General features: G+C 51.1%; 26 protein-coding genes. 23 read left to right on the top strand and 3 right to left on the bottom strand.

Annotated elements, in window-relative coordinates; genetic code table 11:
• Nucleotides 1-61 precede the first annotated feature (61 nt).
• The 9 genes from mnmG (at nucleotide 62) to ACTHO6_RS03585 (ending at nucleotide 10575) form a co-directional block, all read left to right on the top strand.
• On the top strand, nucleotides 62-1960 hold the full coding sequence (gene mnmG / locus ACTHO6_RS03545) for a tRNA uridine-5-carboxymethylaminomethyl(34) synthesis enzyme MnmG (protein WP_440239447.1): 1899 nt from the start codon (nucleotides 62-64) through the stop codon (nucleotides 1958-1960).
• A gap of 13 nt (nucleotides 1961-1973) precedes the next feature.
• Complete coding sequence (gene rsmG, locus ACTHO6_RS03550; protein ID WP_440239449.1) at nucleotides 1974-2690, top strand: 16S rRNA (guanine(527)-N(7))-methyltransferase RsmG; 717 nt, start codon at nucleotides 1974-1976, stop codon at nucleotides 2688-2690.
• A gap of 181 nt (nucleotides 2691-2871) precedes the next feature.
• Complete coding sequence (locus ACTHO6_RS03555; RefSeq protein WP_440239451.1) at nucleotides 2872-3432, top strand: MgtC/SapB family protein; 561 nt, start codon at nucleotides 2872-2874, stop codon at nucleotides 3430-3432.
• Nucleotides 3433-4295: 863 nt separating this feature from the next.
• Nucleotides 4296-5141, top strand: a complete 846-nt coding sequence (noc, locus tag ACTHO6_RS03560) for a nucleoid occlusion protein (protein ID WP_440239453.1) — start codon at nucleotides 4296-4298, stop codon at nucleotides 5139-5141.
• Nucleotides 5142-5995: 854 nt separating this feature from the next.
• Entirely contained in the window at nucleotides 5996-6754 is a 759-nt protein-coding gene (locus ACTHO6_RS03565) for a ParA family protein (protein ID WP_007779793.1), read from the top strand.
• A complete protein-coding gene (locus ACTHO6_RS03570) occupies nucleotides 6751-7596 on the top strand; it encodes a ParB/RepB/Spo0J family partition protein (protein WP_440239455.1) in 846 nt (281 codons plus the stop codon). Before ACTHO6_RS03565 ends, ACTHO6_RS03570 begins: the two co-directional genes overlap by 4 nt.
• Nucleotides 7597-7611: 15 nt before the next feature.
• Complete coding sequence (locus tag ACTHO6_RS03575; protein ID WP_440239457.1) at nucleotides 7612-8766, top strand: aminotransferase class V-fold PLP-dependent enzyme; 1155 nt, start codon at nucleotides 7612-7614, stop codon at nucleotides 8764-8766.
• 23 nt (nucleotides 8767-8789) lie between these two features.
• Entirely contained in the window at nucleotides 8790-9500 is a 711-nt protein-coding gene (locus ACTHO6_RS03580; RefSeq protein WP_440239459.1) for a DUF554 domain-containing protein, read from the top strand.
• Between the two features lie 175 nt (nucleotides 9501-9675).
• Nucleotides 9676-10575 carry a diacylglycerol/lipid kinase family protein gene (locus tag ACTHO6_RS03585; protein ID WP_440239461.1) on the top strand — a complete coding sequence of 300 codons (900 nt, stop codon included), beginning with the start codon at nucleotides 9676-9678 and terminating at the stop codon, nucleotides 10573-10575.
• Between the two features lie 78 nt (nucleotides 10576-10653).
• Here ACTHO6_RS03585 and yyaC read toward each other — a convergent pair whose 3' ends face one another.
• Nucleotides 10654-11259: a spore protease YyaC gene (yyaC, locus tag ACTHO6_RS03590; protein WP_440239463.1), complete on the bottom strand. Its 606-nt coding sequence runs from the start codon at nucleotides 11257-11259 to the stop codon at nucleotides 10654-10656.
• Between the two features lie 217 nt (nucleotides 11260-11476).
• Between yyaC and ACTHO6_RS03595 the strand changes: the two genes are divergently transcribed.
• Genes ACTHO6_RS03595 through ACTHO6_RS03605 form a run of 3 tightly spaced genes read left to right on the top strand, consistent with a single transcriptional unit; the run spans nucleotide 11477 to nucleotide 12880 of the window.
• Nucleotides 11477-11758 carry a DUF3343 domain-containing protein gene (locus ACTHO6_RS03595; RefSeq protein WP_440239465.1) on the top strand — a complete coding sequence of 94 codons (282 nt, stop codon included), beginning with the start codon at nucleotides 11477-11479 and terminating at the stop codon, nucleotides 11756-11758.
• On the top strand, nucleotides 11755-12651 hold the full coding sequence (locus ACTHO6_RS03600; RefSeq protein ID WP_440239467.1) for a mechanosensitive ion channel family protein: 897 nt from the start codon (nucleotides 11755-11757) through the stop codon (nucleotides 12649-12651). The genes ACTHO6_RS03595 and ACTHO6_RS03600 overlap by 4 nt, the downstream gene beginning before the upstream one ends.
• Before the next feature lie 19 nt (nucleotides 12652-12670).
• On the top strand, nucleotides 12671-12880 hold the full coding sequence (locus tag ACTHO6_RS03605) for a DUF951 domain-containing protein (protein ID WP_440239469.1): 210 nt from the start codon (nucleotides 12671-12673) through the stop codon (nucleotides 12878-12880).
• A gap of 324 nt (nucleotides 12881-13204) precedes the next feature.
• Here ACTHO6_RS03605 and ACTHO6_RS03610 read toward each other — a convergent pair whose 3' ends face one another.
• On the bottom strand, nucleotides 13205-13291 hold the full coding sequence (locus ACTHO6_RS03610) for a YjcZ family sporulation protein (protein WP_017246824.1): 87 nt from the start codon (nucleotides 13289-13291) through the stop codon (nucleotides 13205-13207).
• Nucleotides 13292-13651: 360 nt separating this feature from the next.
• On the opposite strand from ACTHO6_RS03610, the gene pepF reads away from it, so the two are divergent.
• Nucleotides 13652-15562, top strand: coding sequence for an oligoendopeptidase F (pepF, locus tag ACTHO6_RS03615; RefSeq protein WP_440239471.1), 1911 nt, complete (start codon nucleotides 13652-13654; stop codon nucleotides 15560-15562).
• A 90-nt stretch (nucleotides 15563-15652) separates the two neighbouring features.
• Here the strand turns inward: pepF and ACTHO6_RS03620 are convergent, their stop codons facing one another.
• The gene (locus ACTHO6_RS03620; protein WP_440239473.1) at nucleotides 15653-16276 is read right to left on the bottom strand and encodes an NAD(P)-dependent oxidoreductase; all 624 of its coding nucleotides are present in this window, start codon (nucleotides 16274-16276) and stop codon (nucleotides 15653-15655) included.
• Nucleotides 16277-16515: 239 nt separating this feature from the next.
• Here ACTHO6_RS03620 and ychF point away from each other — a divergent pair, with 239 nt between their 5' ends.
• From ychF to ACTHO6_RS03670, 10 genes are all read left to right on the top strand, one after another.
• The gene (gene ychF / locus ACTHO6_RS03625; RefSeq protein WP_440239475.1) at nucleotides 16516-17616 is read left to right on the top strand and encodes a redox-regulated ATPase YchF; all 1101 of its coding nucleotides are present in this window, start codon (nucleotides 16516-16518) and stop codon (nucleotides 17614-17616) included.
• A gap of 143 nt (nucleotides 17617-17759) precedes the next feature.
• Nucleotides 17760-18047: a 30S ribosomal protein S6 gene (gene rpsF, locus ACTHO6_RS03630; protein WP_440239477.1), complete on the top strand. Its 288-nt coding sequence runs from the start codon at nucleotides 17760-17762 to the stop codon at nucleotides 18045-18047.
• A 29-nt stretch (nucleotides 18048-18076) separates the two neighbouring features.
• The gene (locus ACTHO6_RS03635) at nucleotides 18077-18556 is read left to right on the top strand and encodes a single-stranded DNA-binding protein (protein WP_440239479.1); all 480 of its coding nucleotides are present in this window, start codon (nucleotides 18077-18079) and stop codon (nucleotides 18554-18556) included.
• 41 nt (nucleotides 18557-18597) lie between these two features.
• Nucleotides 18598-18828, top strand: a complete 231-nt coding sequence (rpsR, locus tag ACTHO6_RS03640) for a 30S ribosomal protein S18 (RefSeq protein ID WP_440239481.1) — start codon at nucleotides 18598-18600, stop codon at nucleotides 18826-18828.
• Between the two features lie 85 nt (nucleotides 18829-18913).
• Nucleotides 18914-19822: a DUF2232 domain-containing protein gene (locus ACTHO6_RS03645; protein WP_440239483.1), complete on the top strand. Its 909-nt coding sequence runs from the start codon at nucleotides 18914-18916 to the stop codon at nucleotides 19820-19822.
• Nucleotides 19823-19826: 4 nt separating this feature from the next.
• Nucleotides 19827-21764 carry a DHH family phosphoesterase gene (locus ACTHO6_RS03650; protein ID WP_440239485.1) on the top strand — a complete coding sequence of 646 codons (1938 nt, stop codon included), beginning with the start codon at nucleotides 19827-19829 and terminating at the stop codon, nucleotides 21762-21764.
• Between the two features lie 26 nt (nucleotides 21765-21790).
• A complete protein-coding gene (gene rplI / locus ACTHO6_RS03655; RefSeq protein WP_440240076.1) occupies nucleotides 21791-22234 on the top strand; it encodes a 50S ribosomal protein L9 in 444 nt (147 codons plus the stop codon).
• Nucleotides 22235-22258: 24 nt separating this feature from the next.
• Complete coding sequence (gene dnaB / locus ACTHO6_RS03660; RefSeq protein WP_440239487.1) at nucleotides 22259-23608, top strand: replicative DNA helicase; 1350 nt, start codon at nucleotides 22259-22261, stop codon at nucleotides 23606-23608.
• 184 nt (nucleotides 23609-23792) lie between these two features.
• Complete coding sequence (locus ACTHO6_RS03665; RefSeq protein WP_440239489.1) at nucleotides 23793-25079, top strand: adenylosuccinate synthase; 1287 nt, start codon at nucleotides 23793-23795, stop codon at nucleotides 25077-25079.
• Nucleotides 25080-25248: 169 nt separating this feature from the next.
• On the top strand, nucleotides 25249-25458 hold the full coding sequence (locus tag ACTHO6_RS03670; RefSeq protein ID WP_440240078.1) for a hypothetical protein: 210 nt from the start codon (nucleotides 25249-25251) through the stop codon (nucleotides 25456-25458).
• Nucleotides 25459-25770 lie beyond the last annotated feature (312 nt).

The raw sequence follows: 25770 nt of genomic DNA on the forward strand, positions 1-25770 counted from the left end.
TCGTCTTGTTGAAAAGGAAGTTGTATACGAGGTAGAACTCATGAGCAAGGGGGAAAACAAAATGAACGCTGTACCTGCGTATGAAGCGGGTTCGTTTGACGTCATCGTAATCGGGGCAGGTCATGCCGGGTGTGAAGCGGCTTTGGCAGCGGCGCGTATGGGCTGCAGCACGTTGCTTTTGACGATCAACCTGGACGCTGTTGCATACATGCCGTGCAACCCATCTGTCGGCGGACCGGCCAAAGGACATGTCGTACGGGAACTGGATGCTCTCGGCGGCGAAATGGGACGCAACATTGATAAAACCCACATTCAAATGCGAATGCTCAATACGGGGAAAGGTCCTGCTGTGCATGCCTTGCGCGCACAAGCGGACAAGTTCGCTTATCAGCACGAAATGAAAAAAACGATCGAAAACACGCCGAATCTGATCCTCCGTCAAGCGATGGTGGAGGAGTTGCTTGTCGAGGATGGGGTTTGTGTGGGGGTTATCACCCAGACAGGCGCACGTTACAAGGCAAAATCGGTTGTATTGACGACCGGAACGTATTTGCGCGGAAAAATCATTCTCGGGGATCTGCAGTATGAGAGTGGCCCGAACAACATGCGTCCGTCGATTCGTCTGGCGCACCATTTGAAAGAGCTCGGCTTTGAAATGACGCGCTTCAAGACAGGAACGCCTCCTCGCGTGCATAAAAACAGCGTCGATTTTTCCAAAATGGAGATTCAGCCCGGAGATTCGGTGCCACGCGCTTTTTCGTACGAAACAACGGAGTTTATCATGGATCAGCTGCCTTGCTGGCTGACGTATACCAATGAGCAAACGCACGAACTCATCAATACGAATCTGCACCGCGCTCCGATGTACTCGGGAATGATTGAAGGGACTGGGCCGCGCTACTGCCCGTCCATTGAAGACAAAGTCGTCCGCTTTAACGATAAGCCACGCCATCAAATCTTCCTGGAGCCGGAAGGGCGGAATACGGAGGAAATGTACGTACAGGGCTTGTCTACCAGCTTGCCGGAAGATGTGCAGCTGTCTATGCTGCGTTCGATGGCGGGGCTGGAAGAAGTCAAAATGATGCGCCCTGGCTATGCGATCGAATACGATTCCATCGTGCCAACGCAACTGTGGCCGTCGTTGGAAACGAAAAGATTGCCTGGCTTGTTTACCGCAGGGCAAATCAACGGCACCTCGGGGTATGAAGAGGCAGCCGGGCAAGGGCTGATGGCCGGAATCAACGCGGCGCGCCGGGTTCAAGGCAAGCCGCCCGTCATTTTGGGCCGAGATGAAGCGTATATTGGCGTCCTGATCGACGACCTCGTGACGAAAGGGACACATGAGCCGTATCGTCTGCTGACTTCCCGTGCCGAGTATCGTCTGCTTTTGCGTCATGACAATGCCGACCTGCGCCTGACCGACATCGGCTACGAAATCGGCCTGATTAGCGAAGAGCGTTACAAACGGTTTAACGAGAAACGCCGATTGATCGCGCAGGAAAAAGAACGCGTGGAAAATACGCGCGTACGTCCGGATATGGAACATGTTCAGGAGGTGCTGCGTGCAGCGGGATCGCCAGAATTGACGGAAGTGATCGAGTTGGCCCAACTGCTGCGCCGTCCAGAGCTTACCTATAGCCACATTGCCGCGATGGTGCCGGCGCCGCAAGCCTTGCCGGAGGATGTGACCGAGCAGGTAGAAATTCAGATTAAATACGATGGCTACATTAAAAAGTCTCTACAGCAAGTAGAGCGGATGAAAAAAATGGAGGAACGCCGCATTCCCGCAGACATCGACTACCATCAGATTTCCGGTTTGTCCAAGGAGTCCCGTGAGAATTTGTCCAAAATTCGCCCGTTGAATATCGGGCAAGCGGCACGGATCGCCGGAGTAACTCCTGCAGACATTTCCGTTTTGATGGTGTATCTGGAGTACAAGCGCGTAGGGGTAGCGGAGTAAGGAGATCAGCTACATGACCAAAGAACAGTTTGCCGAGGCTCTTGCAGCACAAGGCATTTCCTTGACGGATCGTCAGTTGGAGCAGTTTGACCATTTTTTCCGGCTGCTTGTGGAATGGAACGAGAAAATGAATCTGACGGGCATTACCGAAGAGGGGCAAGTATACGTCAAACACTTTTACGATTCGATCACGCCCGCCTTTTACTTTCCGTTCGACCAGGTAAAGTCGGTCGTGGATATTGGCGGCGGTGCCGGCTTTCCCAGTATTCCGCTGAAAATTTGCTTCCCGCATCTGAAAATGACGATTATTGATTCGTTGAACAAGCGCATGAGCTTTTTGCAGCATGTAGCCAGCGAATTGGGTCTGGAAGACGTCCATCCTGTGCATGGACGGGCAGAGGATCGCGGCCAGGAGGCAGGCTATCGCGAGCAGTTTGATCTCGTGGTTGCCCGGGCTGTCGCGCGGCTGAACCTGCTGGCTGAATTTTGCCTGCCATTTGCCCAACTGAAAGGTCATTTTATCGCGCTCAAAGGGGCCGATATTACGCTGGAGCTGAACGAAGCGAAAAAGGCGATCAAAACGTTGGGCGGAAAAACAAGAAAGGTCGAGACGTTTCAATTGCTGGAGGACGCAGGTGAGCGCAACATCGTCATCATTGAAAAAATAGAAGCGACGCCGAAGAACTATCCGCGCAAAGCGGGCGTTCCGGCCAAAAAGCCGTTAGGATAGCCAGGGCGTGCCAAAAGATCGCAGTGGATTGCTGCGGTCTTTTTTTTGTGCGCAAAGAAGAATCGCCACAAGTGGCGGAGCCAAAAGGAGTCTACCGCTTTGGGCATGCGGCTCTCTCAGGACGCATATACATACCAGTAACAACGACGAGAACCATTTCCGTTCTGAGAGGATGATAGATATGGAAGAAGTGTGGACCTCCCTTTTCCCACCGGAGCTTCCTACCATTTTATTGCGGCTGTTCCTCGCTTTCCTGGCGGGGGCCATCATGGGGTGGGAGCGGGAGCGGTTTATCAAGGATGTAAGCAGGCAACGAGGGGCTGGCTTTCGTACGTACAGTCTCGTTTGTTTCGGATCGTGTCTGTTTGGACTTGCCTCCATCTACGGCTTTCAATCCAGCGGGGTAAACAACGACCCCGGCAGGGTAGCTGCTCAAGTGGTCACGGGCATGGGCTTTTTGGGAGCAGGGGCTATTCTCAAATTCAACGGTTCCATCAAAGGTTTGACGACTGCGGCTGGGATGTGGGTAGCATCTGCGATCGGACTGATGTTTAGCGCTGGCATGTATATTACAGCGATTGTCGCTGCCTTTTTTGCGTACCTGACCTTGGATTTCTATCGGCTGTTTCCCAAGCTCTTCGCTGTCACGAAGATTTCACATCCTAGTGATGAGAGCATAGGAGGGGAGGAACGGGGAAAACACAGTGGCAGAGCCAATTTCTATGACCACGATCACGATTGATGTTTCACGTGAAACGTTTTTCCCTAGCAGGAATTGGGCAAAGCTTGCAGAATTACTTACTATAAAAGAAGCTAAGTCATTTACAGAGAAAATGGCAATAGGTCAAAGGGGATTTTCAAACGAACGGATAGGCAGTACAAGTTGGTCAGGAAGTATATCGTGTAGGGCTTGGGAACCTTGTTCGCGGGAGTCAATCGCGAGCCGCTGGTAAAAGCGGGGGAAGCAAGGGAAAAAGACGTTTCTGCGTGAAGTGGCTAACGATCTGAACGGCGAGGGGGACGGACACTAGCTCTGAAGAACTAGCCTCGTTTCACAGTGTACACAGGAAAGCAGCATCCACGTAACGGCATAAGCAAGGCCCTAGCAAGCCTGCTCCAATCGGAGCGGCAACACGTAGCCTACCAGAAGGGTTTGCCTGCAAAATGTCGATGCGGAGGCTGTGCACTTCGTCATGCGCGATAGCGTGGGCCAAGCGAGCAAACCGACAAATCTTGGATACGCTCTAACAATCAATTCCAGCCGATGCCTACATCAGAAAGACAAATAGCTCTATGCTGAGATTCTGTCATGTGAATGGACAGGACCTTTTTTTCACGTGGAGAGATGTTTTCGATTAACGAGGCGTGTCGGAGCGAAACGGTTGATGCATGACAGCTTTTGGCGGCGTAGCTAGTCGAGTCGATAAGGGCAGCGAGAAGCGTGAATGGGAATGACTGAGGAAGAAGCCTATGCCCGTACAGCATTCCGCTTTTTGACAGACGATTGGCGAGTGGGAGTCTTCTAACGCTTAGGGCACAGATCAGCAGGGCAGCAGTGGTTTTACAGTAGCGCGGATGGAACGGGTAGAAGTGGGGGATTTTTCTATGGCAGTGAAGGATTCATTTTCTCGGATTTTTGGATTGACGGACAAGACGGATAACGAAGAAATCAGGCAACTACCAGTAGAGGAGATTGTACCGAATCCATATCAGCCTCGAACGGTTTTTGATGACGAGAAAATCGATGAGTTGTGTCAAACGATTCGTACGCACGGGCTTATTCAACCGATCGTTGTACGGATGAGAGACGGTCGCTACGAGTTGATTGCCGGGGAACGGCGTTTGCGCGCAACGAAAAAATTAGGCATGGAGAAGATTCCTGCGATCATCAAAGATTTCAATGATGCCCAAACAGCCTCGATTGCCTTGATTGAAAATCTTCAGCGCGAAGGACTGACGGCGATTGAAGAGGCTGTTGCCTACCAGAAGCTGATCGATTTGCACGATTTGACACAGGAGAGTCTGGCGCAGCGTTTGGGAAAAGGGCAATCGACCATCGCCAACAAGCTGAGACTGTTGCATTTGCCGCAGGAGATTCAAGATGCGCTGTTGACTCGCCAAGTGACAGAGCGGCACGCGCGCGCTTTGATTCCACTCAAAGACGCCGAGCTGCAAGTAAAAGTGCTGGCCGAAATCTTGGAACGAGAGTGGAATGTCAAACAGACAGAAGTGCGCGTCAAGCAGCTTCTGGAAGCGGCGGAAAATCCAAAGGCGGAAAAAGAGTCAAAGCCGCGCTGGAAAGCATTCTCCCGGGATGCCCGAATCGCCATCAATACGGTGCGGCAGTCGATTGACATGGTCATGCAAACGGGCTTGCCGGTAGAGACGAACGAGGAAGACCATGAGGAATTTTACCAGTTCACCATTCGGATTCCGAAAAACAACAAGTAGGGAAGCAAAGGCACACGCAAAATGCCAGGAGGTTGTTTGCCTGTTTTTATGGTCAGGCGGTTCTCGCAACATGGCGAGGCCAATGGCAGATTTTTTATAGCAGCGCGATTTTGCCGATGATGGTGCCAGGTGAAAGCCTGTGAGTGGAAATGGCGTTGCGAATCGTGGCAGGAGGCGCAAAAACAGCAGCAAGCATCCTCTAGGGAGAACGAAATGCCATTTGCCATTGCGGAAAATGGGTACATCCAAACGAGAGAATGAGAAAACGGCAAGGGCATGGCGACAGGGTCGCCTTTCTTTTTGGGCAAATCCCCGTGTTACACGGAAAATGGGTGGCAAAGGGGACAAGAAGCATCTTTTCCCCAGAAAAATCGGGACAATGGGAACGGTTCGGATCCTAAAGAAGGATAAATTCTCTCAATATCAAAAAAACAGCGTACGGGCAAGCAGTAAATCTGGTAACATGAGTAGTACCAAGCTGTTCCTTCCTTCTATTGCGGGGTTGGCGACGTTTCTTAGGCGAGGGTTCTTGTGCGTATCCACTGCAAACAGGGAGTTTTTTCGTGCAGGGGGGAGAAGTTGGACGGAAGGAAGCGCAACATCCCTTTTCGTACCGGTGCCGGATGCGCATAGTTGAGCGGCACGCCATGCGTCCCCAATGGATACGTTTCTAGATCGTGAAACAATCCGGCTTGGTCCAGTCCGATCAGGCTGATGATACGCAGTTCAGATGATGGTTTACAAGTTTTTCGCACAGACCAGATATTTTTAGAGGCGTTCCGGAAAGCTGACGAGTCTAGTTTGCTAGGGCATTTGCACAGGCTTTCCTACACGAGAAAAATGAGGTGGAGAAGTTGGGTAAAATCATTGCGGTTGCGAACCAGAAAGGCGGCGTCGGGAAAACGACTACGTCCGTCAATCTAAGTGCTTGTCTGGCCGCATTGGGGAAAAAGGTGCTGCTGGTGGATATTGATCCGCAGGGGAACGCAACCAGTGGTATCGGGGTAAACAAAGCGGATGTACGCTATTGTATTTATGATGTTCTCATTAACGACATCAGCCCCGTAGATGCGACTCTGCCTACCGAGATCGAAGGATTGATGATTATTCCGGCTACGATTCAATTGGCAGGAGCGGAAATTGAATTGGTTCCCACGATATCTCGGGAGGTTCGTCTGAAAAAAGCCTTGGAAGTTGTGAAGGACAAATACGACTTTGTCATTATCGATTGCCCGCCTTCCCTGGGAATTTTGACAGTCAACTCCCTGACAGCTGCTGACTCGGTCCTGATTCCGATTCAATGCGAGTACTACGCATTGGAAGGGTTGAGCCAATTGCTGAATACGATTCGCCTGGTACAAAAGCATCTCAATTCGCAGCTGGCAATTGAAGGCGTTGTGTTGACCATGCTGGATGCACGGACGAATCTGGGCCTGCAAGTGATCGAAGAAGTGAAAAAGTACTTCCAGGAGAAAGTATACAAAACCATTATTCCGCGCAATGTTCGCTTGAGCGAAGCGCCGTCGCATGGACAGGCTATTATTACGTATGATCCACGCTCTCGTGGTGCAGAAGTTTATTCTGACTTGGCGAAGGAAGTGGTAGGGGTATGAGCAGAGGTTTGGGAAAAGGGCTGAATGCACTCATTACGTCCAATCTCATTGAAGAAGGGGAGCAAGTAAAATCTGTTTCCATCAGTGAGATTCGTCCCAACCCGTATCAGCCCCGTAAGGAATTCGAACAATCGGCGATCGATGAATTGGCAAACTCGATACGAGAACATGGAGTGATCCAGCCGCTGATTGTCCGAAAAAGTATCAAGGGTTACGAGCTGGTAGCGGGAGAAAGGCGCTTGCGTGCAGCCAAGCAGGCCGGATTGAAGCAGGTGTCAGTAGTTGTCAAAGCCTATACCGATCAGCAACTGATGGAAATCGCTCTGATTGAAAATCTGCAGCGGGAAAACCTCAATCCGCTGGAGGAAGCGGAAGCTTACGAAAAGCTGATCGCGCACCACGATTATACCCAGGAGCAGCTCGCTCAACGGATTGGAAAAAGCAGACCGCATGTAGCGAACATGCTCCGGTTGTTGCAGTTGCCGGAAAGTATTCGAAAAATGGTCTCGGTGACAGAGTTGTCCATGGGACACGCGCGGGCGCTTTTGGCTGTTTCCGATGAGAATGTGCAAAAGCAACTGGCGAAGGATGTTGTGGAAAAGGGACTGAACGTGCGACAACTGGAAGAACTGGTCAAGCAGATGAGTGTTTCACGTGAAACAAAGAAGAAAAAGCCGGCGAAAAGCGAACCGATTTTGATTGAGCTGGAAGAACGGCTGCGCAGTCGCTTTGGAACTGCCGTCAAAATTAAAAAAGGCGCGAAACGGGGCAAAATCGAAATTGACTTTTATTCACAGGAAGATTTGCAGCGAATCATTGAGATACTGAATGATGAGAAGTAAGCCCAGGAGGTAGTCATGGCGATCATCTATTTGGATAACGCAGCTTCAACTTGGCCGAAACCGCCCGGTGTGAAGGAGCGGATGGCTGAAGTCATCGAAGATTTTGCCGCCAATCCTGGTCGAGGCGGACATGCGTTGGCGATGAAAGCAAGCAAGACCGTGTTTCGGACAAGAGTGCAGGTATCGCGGTTGTTTGGGATTCAAAACCCGAATAACCTCTTTTTTTATCTCAATGCAACACAAGCGCTTAACCAGGCGATCAAAGGGTTTCTGAAGCCAGGCGATCATGTGGTTTCTTCATCCGTGGAGCATAATTCGGTGAGGCGACCTATTGAGTATATGCGTCGCGTTCATCAGGTAGAAGCTACTTTTGTCCAGCCTAGAGGCGATCATCTTTTTCATGTTGAGGACTTTGCCAAGGCGATACAGCCCAACACCCGTCTTTTGGTCGTCAGCCACGCTTCCAACTTGACAGGTGTCATTTTGCCGGTTGCGGAGCTAGGCAAGCTGGCAAAGGAGAAGGGGATCACGTTTCTGGTAGATGCCTCCCAGTCGGCGGGAGTGTTGCCCATTCATGTCGAAGAAATGAATATCGACATGCTGGCATTCCCCGGCCACAAAGGGCTGTATGGTCCACAGGGGACAGGCGGGTTGTATGTACACAGCGATATCGAACTGGAACCGTTGATTCATGGGGGAACAGGCAGTCAGTCTGAAGCGATTGAACAGCCGACTACCCGTCCGGACCGCTATGAGAGCGGGACGTTGAATACAGTCGGTTTGGCAGGATTGCAGGCCGGGGTCGAATTTGTCCTGGAAAAAGGCGTGGAAAACATTCGCCAGCATGAATGGGAGCTTGCCAAGCTAACGATCGCAGGTCTGCAACAAATTCCTGGGGTCCAGGTCTACGGTCCCGGGATGGAAACAGAACGGGTCGCGGTGATCGCCTTCAATATCGGAGAAGTGGATGCTTCGGAGGTTTCGTTTATTCTCGATCAACAATACGGCATTGCCACCCGATCGGGCTATCATTGCACGCCGCTGGGGCACCAGACGGCAGGGACGGAGCAGCGAGGAGCTGTGCGTGCCAGCTTTGGGATATTCAATACAGAGCAAGACGTAGAAGCGCTTAGGAAGGCTGTTAGCGAAATCGCATCCGCGTTTTCGTAAGGCAGCTGTAGGAGGACACATACGTGATATTGTTAGGAACCCTGGTTAATGCTGGCGCCATCCTGGCAGGTGCATTGTTGGGAAGGCTCTTGACGAGAATTCCCGATTCGATCCGTCATACCGTCATGCAAGGGATCGGACTGGCTGTAATGATTTTGGGCATCAAAATGAGTCTTGGGTCGAGTCATTTCTTGCTGGTGATCGTCAGTATTGTTTTGGGGGCCATCATTGGCGAATGGATGGGGATTGAAAAGGGCTTGAATCAGTTGGGGCACTGGCTGGAGCGGAAGGTTGGCGGCGGAAAAGACAGTATCGCTACCGGTTTTGTCACGGCTACGCTGGTCTATTGTATCGGCGCTATGGCGGTTCTGGGGGCAATGGATAGCGGATTGCGCAACAACCATGATATCTTGTTCACCAAGGCGCTTTTGGACGGCTTTTCCGCGATTATTTTCACCTCGACGCTAGGGATCGGCGTCCTGTTTTCGGCTGTACCCGTGTTTTTGTACCAAAGCTTGCTGACGTTGCTCGCTACCCAAATATCCAACGTTGTAAGCCAAACGATGCTCGATGCGATGCTGGCCGAAGTAACGGCAGTGGGCGGCTTGATGATTATCGCGATTGGAATCAACATTCTGGAGATCAAACGAATCAACGTGGCGAACATGCTGCCAGCACTGGTCATTGCAGCATTGGGAGTCCCTTTTAGCGAATGGTTGTCCACCTTGCTATAAGCTAGCGGAAACTGACTCTTTCTGTGTACAGGAGGAGTCTTTTTTGTGTGGTGCGAGTTTCCGGGGAAAGGCAGGCAATCGATGAGCTTGATATAAAAAACGCTATCATCCGAAGAAAATGTCGTGCGATAATGAATCAATAGAATGAAAAGCGCGTTGTAGGGAGAGAAAAGCAATGGTGGGGGTTATCGTCAATCCTGTGGCGGGCAATGGCAAAGGAAAGAGGGTATGGGAAAGAATAAAGCCTGCTGTAAGCGGCCTGGAAGCCGTTTTTTTCGTAAGGGAGACATCTGGAGAGGGAGAAGCGGAAAAGCTGGCCAAAGAGCTGATTCAAAAAGAGGGAGTAAAGAAAATCGTCGCAGTAGGGGGAGATGGAACCGTTCATGGCGTGTTGAACGGAATTTATCAGTCCGGACAAGCATGCAAGTTTGGATTGGTGCCGGCAGGATCGGGAAACGATTTTGCGCGGGGGCATGGCATTGTCAACGATCCGGTCGTGGCAGTGAAGCGGATTTTGTCGGAAACAGAGGAAAGACGGATTGATTTGATGCTGATGAACGGACGAATTGCCGCCAATTCGATCGGAGCGGGCTTTGATGCGCAAGTAGCGAAAGCAACCGATTCAGCAAAATACAAGGCGTGGTTGAATCGCTGTGGACTGGGTGGATTGGCCTACGTCCTGTCCGTGTTGCGTGAGTTGGGAAAATTCAAGCCGGGCCATCTGCACTTGCAGGTGGACGGACAAACCATCGACAAGACGGGAGTGTGGCTCGTGACAGCCGCCAATATTGCGAATTACGGCGGTGGCATGAAAATTTGTCCCATGGCGGTTGCCGACGATGGACTGGCCGATATTTGCGTCATCAGCAATCTAAGCCGTGTCGAACTGCTGCGCGCCTTTTTGAAAATATACACAGGTGCCCATGTCACGCATCCCAAAGTCTCCTTTTTTCGAGGCAGTCAGATTACGATTGAAACGGCTACGCCGCTTATGGTTCATGCGGATGGGGAAGCGATAGGGGAAACCCCTGTTCAGGTGAAAATGCTTCCCGGTCAACAGGTGATCCTCGTCTAAAAAAAGACTTGCCATTCGCAAGCGAATCAGGCAAGTCAAGGAAATGACGATGGATGTGAAAAGGTCGAGGGAAGATGGTCAGTCGTGCAAAACACTATCCAAACGGTTCGGCGCAAGAGCGAGTGTCGCCGCTTTGGCCAAACCAGAGGCAATAATCTCGGCCATGTTCATGACGACGGCAAGTCGAGTATTTTGGAGTACAAAATACTCCATGAAGCCGCCGACATTGACGATTCCTGTAATATGGAACGTACCGACAGGCGGCAGTTCCTTCTTGACCCCGGCCCCCGGCTTGAGCGGTCCGCTGATGACATTGATGTTGCCGACGTGGCTGAATTGGCCCAGACAGGCATCTACGGCAATCAGCGTAGCGTTGGGGTGGCTTGTTTGGATGAGATCGAGTTTTTCTTTCAGATTCATCGCATGAACCGGATCGTCCAGCGTTCCGTACACCTGTAAATGGCCAGGAGCGGCCGTTTGCAGTTTCGTCCCGACGAGAGGACCGAGCGCGTCGCCTGTTGAACGGTCTGTACCGATACACACAATGACAATGTCTTCCTCATACGGTTTTAAGCGAAAGCGCTGAGCAAGGTGTCTAGCCAGGTGATCCTCTGCGTTTTCACTGCGGTATTCCACTTTAAATGGTGGCAAAGAACAGTTTTTGAGATTTTCAAATGTACTCATGGCTACCCCCACTCTTGCGGACTTGGCCTAAACGTTATAGAAGAGTATTCACAGTATAGTACCGGGAAGGGATTTTTATACCTGCTAATGAGAAGGTTGTGGAGGTTTTGAAAAATCAGCGAAGCTGGCAAGCGCGGAAGGGAACGGGTAAAATAAAAGGAGCATGTCAGCAAAACCTTGTGAAAAAGACCACAAAGGTTCCGAAGGAGGGGGAGCGATGGAAGGAGAGACTGTACTGATTGCATTTGATTCCACCCAGCAAGCGCTGCGTGCGGAAATGCTGCTGGAGTACGAAGATATCGAAATCGACACAAGACCGACCCCAAAAGAGATAACGGCCGGCTGTGCCCTTTCCATTGAGCTTCCTTTCCCTGATTATTCTCGTGCCAAAACGATCATGGAAGAGCAGCAAGTAGTCATCCGTGGATATTTTCGTCCGTTTTCTGGCCGATACGAGGAGATTGACGAAAACGGCAGACGGAAGGAGAGGGCAGAATGAATACAGAAGGTTTTTTTCAAAAACTTTACAACCAAGTGTACAACTATCTCACAGATGCCGATATGTGGGTAACGATAGGGATGGTGCTGATTAAAATTCTGGGGATCGTGATTGCATCGCGGATTGTTGTTTCGTTGCTGCATGCGACCGTCAACCGGATTTTCCATCATCGCCATGGAGGAGGCAAAATCCAGCTGGACCAACGTCGCGTCGATACGATGCGCGTGCTCGTCAATAATGTCGTGCAGTACACGATTTATTTCCTGGCGATTTTGATGATCTTGCAGCTGATCGGGATTGACCTGCGGCCTGTTTTGGTGAGTGCGGGGGTTCTCGGACTGGCAGTCGGCTTTGGTGCGCAGAGTCTCGTGCGCGATGTCATCACCGGCTTCTTTATTATTTTTGAGGACCAGTTTGCGGTAGGGGATGTCGTGACGATCAACAACATGACAGGTACCGTACAGGAGATTGGCTTGCGGATCACACGCGTGCGCAGTTGGACGGGAGAGGTGCATATTTTCCCGAATGGCACGATTACTCAGGTGACCAATTTTTCGCTGCAAAATACGTTGGCTGTCGTGGATGTTTCCGTAGCATACGAAGAAAACCTGGGGCAGGTTGAGGAAGTTTTGAAAGAAGTGCTGGCAAAAGCGCAGACAGAGCTGACGGATATCGTGGCGGAACCGCAGATTTTGGGTGTACATGCCCTCGGTCCGTCGGAGGTCGTCATGCGGGTGACGGCCGAGTGCAAGCCGAATACCCACCATGGCGTGAATCGCAGCCTGCGAGCGATGATTCGCACCGAGTTTACCAAACGGGGCATTCAAATTCCGTATCCAAAAATCGTGGCGATGTCGGGCCAAACACAAGGGCAAACACAAGGTCAAGCATAGAGCAGAGGGGAGAAGAGAGATGGAAAGGAAGCAATTTGGACTGGGGGACATCGTACAAATGAAAAAGCCGCATCCGTGCGGGACCAATGCGTGGAAGGTCATTCGCATGGGGATGGACGTGCGGATCAAATGTACCGGTTGCGACCACAGTGTCATGATCGCTCGGCTGGAATTTGAGCGGAAGCTGAAAAAGGTATTGGTTCGCGCAGAGGAAGAGCCGAAAGCGTAAAGCGTAAAGCCAAGTCAAGGATGTGCGAATAGAGCGGAATCCTGAGCTGACCGCCACGCTTCCGACAGGAAAACCGGTGGATAACAGGGCGCCGCAGACCGTTGAAAAGCTGGTTGTGGATAAAAAAAGGATGCAGCCTGTTGCATAGGCGCATCCTTTTTCCTTTTGTACGATCAGATGTATCTCCCGGTGACTGTACTTCAGGTTATGACCGATCATTTTCCGCCGGCTGCGTAGCCTGTCAATGATCTATGTGGAATGGGGAAGGTAAGATGCATGTTGGTGCAAGCTTACCTTCAGATAGGCCGGATGGCAGCGGGAAGCTTAGTCGCAGTCACAACCTACGATGACGAGAAGGATGAAGAGAACCAGGATCAGCGCGAAATCGTCGAATCCGTTAAAGATACCCACTTGCTAACACCTCCTACCCTAGTTTCAATACTCATGCTATGTAGGAACATGAAGATGGGTATGGGCGAATGCCCTGGTTCCCATGAAAATAAGTTATTCACATTCTATCCACAGAAAATGTGGATAACAACTTGTCGAAAAAAGGAGAATACAAAGACTGTTTGGGAATAAGTCCGCTGTGGATAGGTAGATATCCACAAGTTTATCCACAATGCTGAATTTTCTCTGGATAAATTGGCTGTTGACGCTAAATATTTAAAAAATTTTTATTAGTAAGAAGGGATTTTGAAGGGAACAACGTAATTACACTAACTAGAAATTGGAAAGGATAAGGAAAGAAGGAAAAGGGGCGATTGAGACTTGAAAAAGCAAGTATGTGCATCGGTTACAGCTCTGGCTATTGCGTTTTCCGCCGTATCGGTACCATTGATCCCGTACAGCACGCCGGCAGTCGCTTTTGCTGCGGAAAAGCCAAATTACCAGACCCGCGCTGAAATTCCCGAATCCTATAAGTGGAAACTGAATCATATTTACTCCACTGTTCAGGACTGGGAAAAAGACGTAGTCAAGGTGGAGGCTTTGGCGAATGCGTTTGCCAAGCACCAGGGCAAGCTGGGGACATCGGCAGCAGCCATGCTTGCTGCTTTTGACGATTATGTCGCCTTGATGCGACTCAACGACAAGGCGTATGTGTATGCCAACATGTCGCTTGATGTAAACTCCGCCAACGCTGATTTGCAGAAGCTGGCCGACCGCGCCGAGAAAATGTACACGCTCGTTTCGGAAAAGACAGCGTGGATTCAGCCAGAAATCGTTGCCATTCCGGATGAGAAAATGAAAAGCTTGCTGGCTGACAAGTCTTTGGCGCCGTACAAGCTGTTTATTGAGGACATGCTGAGAACCAAGCCGCATTCGTTATCCACGGAGATGGAGGAGCTGCTGGCAAAATCCTCTCCGCTGGGCAATGCGCCAACCAACATTTACAGCATGCTGTCCAAAGATGTGAAGTTCCCCAAAATCAAGGATGAGCAAGGCAAGGAAGTCCAGCTGACGCGTGCGAACTTCATTTCGTACCTGGAGAGCAAGGACCAGCGGGTGAGAAGGGATGCCTTCAAAGCGTACTACAGCGCCCTGATCGACTTCCAGGATTCGTTCGCACAGACGCTGGCAGCAAAAGTGAAAGGCGACAATTTCTACGCGCAGGCACGCAACTACAAATCGGCGCTGGAAGCGAGCCTGACACCGAACAACATTCCGACCAAGGTGTACGATGAACTGATCGACACGGTCAACGACAACTTGCCGCTTTTGCACCGCTATATTGCCTTGAAAAAGAAAATGCTCGGCGTGAAGGAATTGCACATGTACGACATCTATGTGCCGATCGTTCCATCCGACGACAAATACATTTCCTTCGAGGAAGGAAAAAAAATCGTCGCCGACGGATTGAAAGCCATGGGCGACGATTACGTGAAAGTGCTGTCGGAAGGGCTGGATGGCGGTTGGGTAGATGTCTATTCCACCGACGACAAACGCACCGGCGCTTACCAGTGGGGAGCCTATGACACGCATCCGTACGTGCTTTTGAACTATCAGGGCACGCTCGATGACGTGTACACGATCGCCCACGAGATGGGCCATGCGATGCAGTCGTACTACACGAACAAGAATCAGCCGTACATTTCGTCCAACTATCCGACCTTTACGGCGGAAGTGGCTTCCACGATGAATGAGACGTTGCTGTTCAAGAGCATGTACGCGCAGGCGAAGACGAAGGAAGAGAAAATGTACCTTTTGAACCACTATCTGGAGAATTTCCGCTCGACCTTGTTCCGCCAAACGCAATTTGCCGAGTTTGAAAAGGCGATTCACGAAAAGGAGCAGGCAGGAGAGTCGCTCAACGCCGAAGCGATCAAAAAAATCTACCTCGACATCAACCAAAAATACTACGGCAAAGACATGGTTTCCGACGAGGAAATCGCCATGGAGTGGGCGCGCGTATCGCATTTCTTCAACTATAAGTACTACGTGTACCAATACTCCACGAGCTTTGCGGCGTCCCAGGCGCTGGCGAAACAAATCCTGGATGAAGGACAGCCGGCAGTTGACCGCATCCGCAAAAACTTCCTCGAAGCGGGCAACTCTGCTCCGCCAATCGAGGTGCTGAAGGCAGCGGGCGTAGACATGTCTACATCCAAGCCGATCGAGCAGGCTATGGAGATTTTTGAAGAGACTTTGAATGAGCTGGAAAAACTGGTGAACGAAAAGTAAAGCGTCTATCGCTGCATAAACAAAGCAAAGGCTCCCTGTCTGTAAGCGGCAGGGAGCCTTTTTTGGGCAATCCAGGAGCTTGTTCAGGAACTAATAAGCAATCCCCACCCGTACACGCAAATAATCAGAACAGCCGAGCTGCCTGTACGTAAATTCCGCCGTATCGGGAACGGAAATTTGCAGGCCATCTACAGGCAAATAATCGGCCTCGACCCGGTAATGGCCTGTGTAGCTGCCGTCCGGCAAATAAGTTGGGCACACAATCGTCCAGTCCAGCCCGGATTGTTCCAAGAGCAAGTACGCCTTGTGGTGCTCCTCGGCGGCCCTGGTCAGCTTTTGTCGCGATTCGCTGGACTGGTAGCGAAGCAAGTCGGGGGAAACTCTGCTTTGCAAAATTCCTGCCGTGCCTACCGTGATAATCCGGGAGACGCCTTCCTGCTTCATGGCACCCAGGATGAGCGGCATCCCTTCCGACAGTGTTGTCGTGCCATCTGTGCCAAGGGCGCTGATAACGGCATCGACTCCTTGCATCGCCAGTCTGACGTCCTGTTCATTCAATACGTTTCCCGTGAGCACGCGCACGTTTTTCGTCAAGGGCTGGGGGAGCTTGTCCGCAGAGCGAACCAGAACCGTAACTTCGTGGCCATCTTCCAGCGCATGGCGTAAAAGATGGCTGCCAACGCGGCCGGTTGCTCCGAAAAGCAATAGCTTCATTATGTATTCACCTCATGCATGAGTGATCGGTTCATGACTTTTTTTGGTTACTGTCAGTCTATCATTTCTTTTTTTGTCCCACCACCATCGGCTATCGTTGGAGTCAAAGGGGGAGATTTCGCCAGCACAACAAGCTTCCTGCCTGGGCCTAAAGTTGCCACAAGGAGACAATTGTATTCTGAAAACCAAATCTATATACTTAAAAGGATGTTAGGATGATGACAAGGGAGTGTATATAGATGGGTGCTTCTTGCGGAATTGTCGGACTTCCAAATGTTGGAAAATCGACATTGTTCAATGCCATTACACAAGCGGGTGCCGAGTCGGCGAACTACCCGTTCTGTACGATTGACCCGAACGTAGGGATCGTGGAAGTTCCGGATCCGCGTCTCACAAAGCTGACAGAGATCGTGGTTCCGAACAAAGTCGTTCCGACGGCATTTGAGTTCGTGGACATTGCCGGCCTGGTAAAAGGCGCGAGCAAAGGCGAGGGGCTTGGCAACCAGTTCCTCGGACATATCCGGGAAGTAGACGCGATCGCGCATGTGGTTCGCTGCTTCGAGGATGAAAATATCACGCACGTGGCAGGCCGTGTCGATCCATTGAGCGATATCGAGACGATCAATCTGGAGCTGATTTTTGCCGATCTCGATTCCGTTGAGCGCCGGATCGACCGGATTGCACGCAAAGTGAAATCCGGCGACAAGGAGTCCAAGCAGGAGCTGGACGTGTTGGAAAAACTGAAAGCTGCTTTCGAAGAGGGGCAGCCCGCCCGCAGCGTGGAGTTGGACGACGAGGAGCGCAAATGGATTCGCGACCTGCACCTGTTGACGATCAAGCCGATGCTGTATGTGTGCAACGTGGCAGAGGACGGAATCCTGGACGCAGACAACAATCCGCACGTGCAGGCTGTTCGCGAGCATGCGGCGAAGGAAGGAGCAGAGGTCGTTGTCATCAGCGCGAAGGTCGAGGCTGAAATTGCTGAACTGGAAGGCGAAGACAAAGAAATGTTCCTGCAAGAGCTCGGTTTGGCCGAGTCCGGTCTGGACCGCCTGATTCGCGCTGCTTACAAGCTGCTCGGTCTGGTTACCTACTTTACGGCAGGGGTACAGGAAGTGCGCGCGTGGACGATCCGCAAGGGCACAAAGGCGCCAGCTGCGGCCGGCGTGATTCATACCGATTTCGAGCGCGGCTTCATTCGCGCTGAGGTCATTTCCTATGACGATCTGGTAGATGCTGGTTCTGTGGCGGCAGCCAGAGAACGCGGGAAGTACCGACTGGAAGGCAAAGAGTACGTTGTGGCAGACGGAGATGTCATGCATTTCCGCTTCAATGTGTAAGACGAAAGAGTTGCTTCGCTATAGTTGTTTTGCTATAATACGATAATGCGAGTATTTATGGAGTGCATGTTTTGATGCGTTTCGTTTTAGCACTCGCTCCTTGCCCGTACAGGGCCGCAAAGTCCATAAGGAGGTGAAAAGGTATGCGTCAATACGAAGTTATGTATGTATTGCGTCCAGACCTTGAAGAAGAGAAAGTAAAATCCAATGTAGCTCGTTACAGTGAAATTGTGACCAACTACGGTGGCGAAATCTCCAAACTTCAAGAAATGGGCAAACGTCGTCTTGCGTACGAGATCAATAAGTTCCGTGAAGGTTACTACGTTCTGATGAACTTCAAAGCGAACCCCGATGCTGTTGCGGAAGCTGAGCGTTTGATGAAAATCAATGACGACGTAATCCGCTTCATGTTCGTTCGTGATGAGAAGTAATCATTGTCGCGGTCAGAGGGGGAACCAAGATGAATAAAGTTATTCTCATCGGCAACCTGACGAAAGATCCTGAACTCCGCTATACGCCAAATGGCGTTGCCGTTGCTACTTTTACCGTTGCTATCAATCGTCCCCGCACGAATCAGGCGGGTGAGAGAGAAGCTGATTTCATTAATATTGTCGCTTGGCAAAAGCTTGCCGATCTTTGTGCAACCTATTTGCGCAAAGGCAGACAAGCTGCCATTGAAGGACGCATTCAAACGCGTTCCTACGACAATAAAGAAGGAAAGCGCGTATACGTAACAGAGGTCGTTGCAGAGAACGTTCAATTTTTGGGCGGTCGAGGCAATGAAGGCGGAGATGGCGCAGGATACGATCCAGGCCCAGGATTTGGTGGCGGAAACAAGCCATCCGGTCAGAGAAACAATGACTTTGATGATCCGTTTGGTGATCCCTTCGCGAGTGCAGGCAAGCCGATCAACATTTCTGATGATGACTTGCCGTTCTAAGAATCGTACAACTTTCACATTCCTAAGAAGGAGGGACTATCATGGCACGCAAAGGACGTCCTAATAAGCGTCGTAAAGTATGCTTCTTTAAAGTGAACAAAATCAAGCACATCGACTATAAAGATGTAGACTTGCTCAAAAAATTCATCAGCGAACGCGGCAAAATCTTGCCACGTCGTGTAACAGGTACTTCTGCGAAGTATCAACGTGCGTTGACAATCGCGATCAAACGCGCTCGTCAAATCGCGCTGCTGCCTTACACGGCTGAATAATTTACACAAGCGATAAAAAGGGGGACACAATTGCGTGGCCCTCTTTTTTCCATATTTTTTGCTACTCGCAAAATGAGGTGCTGACATGCCTTCCAAAACGAAGCAATTGGCTGAAAATGCCCTGATGCTGGGTATTGCACTGGTACTGTTGTTCCTTAGTACATATACCGTACTGGGAGCATTGGTCAGTTTCCTTTTACCGCTGCCGTTTCTTTTCCTGGCGGTAAACCGCAACGTGTCCAACATGGTGTGGATCTCCGTCATCTACACGTTTCTTGGCTGGATCGTCGCAGGGCCATTCGCTGCCGTTGTTGCCTTGATCGGGGCGATTTGGGGTTCTGCCATGGGAATTGTCTACACGAAGAGAGGGAAGGCACTCCCGGCGATTGTAGCCGGAGCCGTTGTTGTTTTCCTCAGCACCGTTTCCTCGCTTGCCTTCATGGCGTTCGGGATGAACCTGAATTTCGAGACCATCCTGCAAGAGACGGCTCGCATGCGCCCTTCCTTTATGACAAAAGAGCAATTTGACCAGATGGTCGCTCTTATCAAAATGGTGCTGCCTACAAGCATTGTGATGTTCAGCTTTATCTACAGCGCCGTTACGCATGGATTGGCCAGTCTGATTGGAAGAAGGATCAGGAAGCCGATTCCGGCATTGAAGCCGATTCGGGAGTGGAGTTTCCCCAAATCCTTGCTGTACTACTACTTCTTCGCTATGATAAGCATTCTGGTGTTTGGCAGCAGTATGCAGGGAACGTTTTGGGAAACAGCCATCATGAACGTAAAAGTCATGCTGGACGGGATTTTTACGCTTCAGGGCTTGAGCTTCTGCCTGTTTGCTGCGTACCTGTACGGGTGGAAGAGATTGACTCCGGTGCTCGTTGTCTGTCTATTTATTTTTCCGTTCCTAAGCACTATACTTAGTCTGGTAGGGATTTTTGACATAGGGCTGCGTTTGCGTGAAAAACTGGAAACAAGAGTGAAGAGGGGCTGAGGAGATGCCCAAATTCCTGTTAAAGCGTTGGTACGGGATGCACATGGTCCTGGCACTCAGCTTTAGCTTGCTGTTGTTGGGGATTTTGACCCTGCACCATTGGATGTACGGGGCGATCGGCATTGTTTGCTTGATTGGCCTGGTTCTATACGCCCTTCAAGCGGAAAAAGGATTTCAGCGGGACTTGCGCCTGTATTTGGCGACAGTCACCCACCGTGTGAAAAAAGCCGGAGAAGGCGTGATTCAGGAGTTGCCGATCGGAATCCTCCTCTACAACGAGGAAAAGGCAATCGAGTGGGTCAACCCGTTCATGACACAAATGTCCGGGGATGAGTCGATGATCGGGAAAAGCCTCCAAGAGGTATTCCCCCAACTCGTATGGAAGCCGGAGCAAAAACGGCTTGAATTTACTTACAATGAGCGGGTATACGAGGTCATGGTTCGGTCCGATGAGCGCCTGTTGTATTTCAAGGACATTACGGACTTCAAGGAATTGACCACGCGTTACCATCGCGAAAAGGCTGCTCTCGCCATTATTCACCTCGACAACCTGGACGAGGTTGGACAAGTCATGGACGATCAGAGCCGTACGCTTTTGTCGACAAGCGTGGCTGGTGTGATTACAGAGTGGGCCAACAAACATGGCATATACCTTCGCCGAATCACGGCTGACAAATTTTTGGCGCTGATGGAACGGGAAGCCCTTGATAAATTGGAAGAAACGCGTTTTGACATTCTCGATGTGGTGCGGGAAATGACGGCTGACAACAAAATTCCGATTACGCTCAGTATCGGGGTGGGCGCGGCTGCAAGCACGTACATCGAGCTGGGGCAAATGGCCCAATCGAGCTTGGACATTGCGCTGGGGCGCGGTGGCGACCAGTGTGCAATCAAGATCGGCAACAAGCTCACCTTTTACGGCGGCAAATCGAATGCGGTGGAGAAGAGGACGCGCGTTCGTGCCCGGGTCATTGCCCATGCGCTGCGCGATTTGATCCACGAAGCCGAGCATGTGATCGTAATGGGCCACAAGCAGCCGGATATGGATTCCATCGGTGCTTCGCTTGGTGTGTTGAAGGCTGTGCAGCTGAACAACAAGGCTGCCTATATCGTCATGGATGAAGGCAACAACTCTGTCGAACGCTTGATGCGGGAGATTTACGCGAATGAGGAACTGGCTGAATCGTTTATTACGCCGGAACAGGCGATCAGACTGGTGACGGGCCGTACGCTGCTGGTGGTTGTCGATACGCACCGACCTTCGCTGGTCATTGAGCCGAAGCTGCTTGGTGAGACAAGCAGGATCGTCGTCATTGACCACCATCGACGCTCCGAAGAGTTTATCGAACCGGTTCTGTTGTACCTGGAACCGTATGCGTCTTCGACTTCCGAGCTGGTCACAGAGCTTTTGCAATACCAGAGCGAGCGCTTGAATATCGACAATTTGATCGCCACTGCCCTGTTGGCAGGGATTGTGGTCGATACGAAAAGCTTTGCGTTCCGTACAGGCTCGCGCACGTTTGAGGCGGCGTCCTTCCTGCGGCGAAACGGAGCCGATACGGCTGCGGTTCAACGCTTGCTGAAGGAAGATTTGACGCAGTATGTGAAGCGGGCGCGCATCATCATGAACACGGAAACGTACAGAGACAACATGGCGATTGCGACCGGTGATCCTGCCGAAAATTATACGCAAGTCCAGGTGGCGCAGGCAGCGGAACAGTTGCTCACGCTCTCGGGCATTCAGGCATCTTTTGTCGTTGCCGAACGGGGAGACGGTACGATCCTGATTAGCGGACGTTCTCTGGGCGACATCAACGTGCAATCGATCATGGAGATCTTGGGCGGGGGCGGACACCTGACAGGAGCCGCCACGCAAATTCAGGGCATTTCCGTGAAGGAAGCGACCCGGCGTTTGAAAGAAGCGATTGATTCGGTCATGTAGGCCAATATAAAAAGGGGGAAACGATGATGAAAGTCATTTTTCTTCAAGATGTAAAAGGCCAAGGGAAAAAAGGCGAAATCAAGGATCTGTCCGAAGGGTACGTACGCAACTTCCTGCTGCCGCGCAAGCTGGCGAAGGAAGCGACGGAGAGCAATATCAAAACGCTGGATGCGCAAAAACGCAGTGAAGAGAAGCGCAAGGAGCAGGAAAAGCTGGAAGCGCAGGAGCTGGGCGCGAAGCTGAGCGAGCTGACAGTCAAGGTAGCTGGAAAAGCGGGCGAAGGCGGACGGCTGTTCGGTGCGATTTCGAGCAAGCAAGTAGCGCAAGCTCTGGAGGAGCAATTTAAAATCAAGTTGGACAAACGCAAGCTGGAAATGGACGCCATCCGCGCTCTGGGTGTCACCCAAATCAAAGTCAAACTGCACAACGAAGTAACGGCGACACTCAAGGTTCACGTGGTGGAAGAATAATGACGCAATCCTGGAGGGTGTGACGTGAGCGACCTGTTTTTGGATCGTGTGCCGCCGCAGAACAAGGAAGCGGAACAATCAGTGCTGGGTGCCGTGTTCTTGTCTAAGGAAGCTTTAAGCACGGCCATTGAGATTCTCCGTCCGGAGGATTTTTACAAGACAGCGCATCAGCGCATCTTCCAAACGATGGTGGACCTGTACGAAAAGGGCGAACCAGTCGACCTGGTAACCGTAACCGCTAATCTGCAGGACCACAAGCTGCTGGACGAAGTAGGCGGCGTCACGTATTTGACGGAAATCGCCAGCTCGGTTCCGACTGCGGCGAACATTGAATACTACGCCAAAATTGTAGAAGAAAAAGCGCTGCTTCGGCGCTTGATTCAAACCGCAACCAAAATTGCCAATGACGGTTACTCCCGCGAGGACGACGTTACCGAGATCATTGCCGATGCCGAAAAGTACATCATGGAGATCGCGCAAAATCGCAACAGCGGTGGTTTTACGCCCATTCGTGACGTGCTGTTGGAAACGTATGAACGGATCGAGTTTTTGAGTCAACGACGTGGAGACATTACCGGAATTCCTTCCGGATATACTGATTTGGATAAAATGACTGCGGGATTTCAGCGCAGTGACCTCATCATTCTGGCCGCACGTCCATCTGTAGGGAAGACGGCGTTTGCCCTGAATGTCGCACAAAACGTCGCTGCACGAGCTGGAGAGACGGTCGCCATCTTTTCTTTGGAGATGGGCGCTTCCCAGTTGGTACAGCGTATGATCTGTGCCGAGGGCAATATTGATGCCTCGCGGTTGCGTTCCGGGACGCTGGAGGAAGACGACTGGCAGAAGCTGACGATGGCGATTGGCACACTGGCGAAGGCTCCGATTTTTATCGATGATACGCCAGGCGTGACCGTTCAGGACATTCGCGCAAAATGCCGCAGATTGCAGGCTGAACGGGGCCTCGGCATGATTCTCATCGACTACCTGCAACTGATTCACGGCCGCGGCAAGGGAGACAATCGGCAACAGGAAGTATCCGAGATTTCCCGTACGCTGAAAGGGATTGCCCGTGAGCTGAATGTGCCCGTGATCGCCTTGTCCCAGCTGAGCCGGGGCGTAGAGCAGCGGCAGGACAAGCGTCCGATGATGTCCGATATCCGTGAGTCTGGTTCGATCGAGCAGGACGCCGATATCGTCGCGTTCCTGTACCGCGATGACTACTACGACAAGGAAACGGAAAACAAAAACGTCATCGAGGTCATCATCGCCAAACAGCGTAACGGCCCGACCGGGACGGTTGAGTTGGCATTCCTCAAAGAATTTAACAAGTTCGTCAGCTTGGATCAGCGTTTTCGCAATCAGGCTGGATAAAACCGCAAATGAAAACAAAGCCGGAACCTTTCCGGCTATTTTTTTTTCTTGCTTTGAATACCGAACATATAATCTTCCCACTATTTAAATGTTCGTATTTTCCGTTGACATACAAGAAATGGTTTAGTACACTTAGATTGTTTCAGGCCCAAAAGGACATGATGATATCAGGAGGTGTTTTTCGATGTCAACAGTCGTTGTCGTCGGAACCCAGTGGGGCGATGAAGGTAAAGGGAAAATTACAGACTACTTGGCTGAAAGCGCAGAGGTAGTGGCTCGTTACCAAGGTGGTAACAACGCAGGCCATACCATTATTTTTGATGGCAACAAATATAAGCTGCACCTGATTCCATCGGGAATTTTCTATACGGATAAGATCTGCGTGATTGGAAACGGTATGGTCATCGATCCGAAGGCATTGGTAAAAGAGCTGGAGTACATTCACAGCTTTGGTTTTTCTACAAACAACCTGAAAATCAGCGATCGCGCGCATGTGATTATGCCGTACCATATCAAGCTGGATGGCGTGGAAGAAGACAGCCGCGGTGCAAATAAAATCGGTACCACCCGGAAAGGGATCGGGCCGGCATACATGGATAAAGCAGCGCGCATCGGCATCCGCATCGCCGATCTGTTGGATCGCGAAGAGTTTGCCCGCAAGCTGGAACGCAACCTGGCAGAGAAAAACATGCTGCTGGAGAAGATGTACAATACGACTGGTTTTGACCTGCAAGAAGTGCTGGATGAGTACCTCGCTCTGGCTGAAATCATTCGTCCTTATGTCACCGATACATCTGTTGTGCTCAACGATGCGATTGATAATGGAAACCGTGTTCTTTTTGAAGGGGCCCAAGGCGTCCTGCTCGACATCGACCAAGGTACGTATCCGTATGTCACTTCCTCCAGCCCGATTGCGGGTGGCGTGACGATCGGTTCCGGAGTAGGACCGACCAAAATCAATCAAGTCATCGGGGTAGCGAAGGCGTACACCACGCGCGTAGGAGACGGTCCGTTCCTGACGGAGCTGACTGACGCGACTGGCGACCGCATCCGTGAGGTTGGCTTCGAGTACGGTACGACAACCGGCCGTGCCCGCCGCGTAGGCTGGTTCGACAGCGTGGTTGTTCGTCATGCCCGTCGTGTGAGCGGGATCACCGGTTTGGCTATTACCAAGCTGGATACGCTCTCCGGTATTGAGACTCTGCGTATTTGCACGGCGTACAGATACAATGGCCAGATCATTGAATCGTTCCCGGCCAATCTAAACCTGTTGGCAAAATGCGAGCCTGTATACGAAGAGCTGCCAGGCTGGACCGAGGACATTACAGGCGTTCGCAACCTGAACGACCTGCCGGAAAACGCTCGTCACTACATCGAGCGCATCACACAGCTGACGGGGATTCCGCTGTCGATCTTCTCGGTAGGACCAGATCGCGAGCAAACCGTCGTGGTGCGCGGCATCTGGGGATAAGCCTGGTTCCAATGTCATAGCAAAAAAGTCGGCCTGACCATTTTCATGGGCAAGTCGTATGAAAAAAGCTGTCGATCTTTGGCAGCTTTTTCTTTTTTTACGGACAGACAAGAAACGACACCCTCTGGGCATAAGGTTAGACATACGGAGAAATGGAGAGGTGATCGTGATGATGGGATTTGACCAAAAAGCCAAAAAGCTGCTGGGGAAAAATGTACAGGTGAAGATGATTAACGGCGTCGTTATCAAGGGGACGATGACTCATTTCAACAACGGTTACCTTTGCTTTATCACTACGTACAAACAGCAAAACAACGCGGAGAAAACAACGATTCGCAGACTCGCGCTAAAAGACGTAACGTCGATGCAAGAGGTGTAGACCATCATGCCGGAGACGAAATCAGCCATCTTTCCTCCAGACAGGGAAGATGGCTGTTTATTGTGGGGAAGACCATGCCGTCATCGCAGTCTGACGGTGCGGGCATCCGACATCGTCGTTTGTCCGCCGCTTCTTCACCCAATCAACCACCAGTCTTGAAAGAAACACCCAATTATATGTCCATATCGTGACGCTTTGTCAGATTTGTCATTCGACAGCAATTTACACTTGAAGTTGTCGGGAATCCTATGGTAAAGTCGACATAGTTGGTTTCTTTAGGCATTTTGTCAGATAATTGGAAAGAAATAATAG

This window comes from Brevibacillus sp. SAFN-007a, assembly GCF_051967035.1.
Taxonomy (GTDB): Bacteria; Bacillota; Bacilli; order Brevibacillales; family Brevibacillaceae; genus Brevibacillus.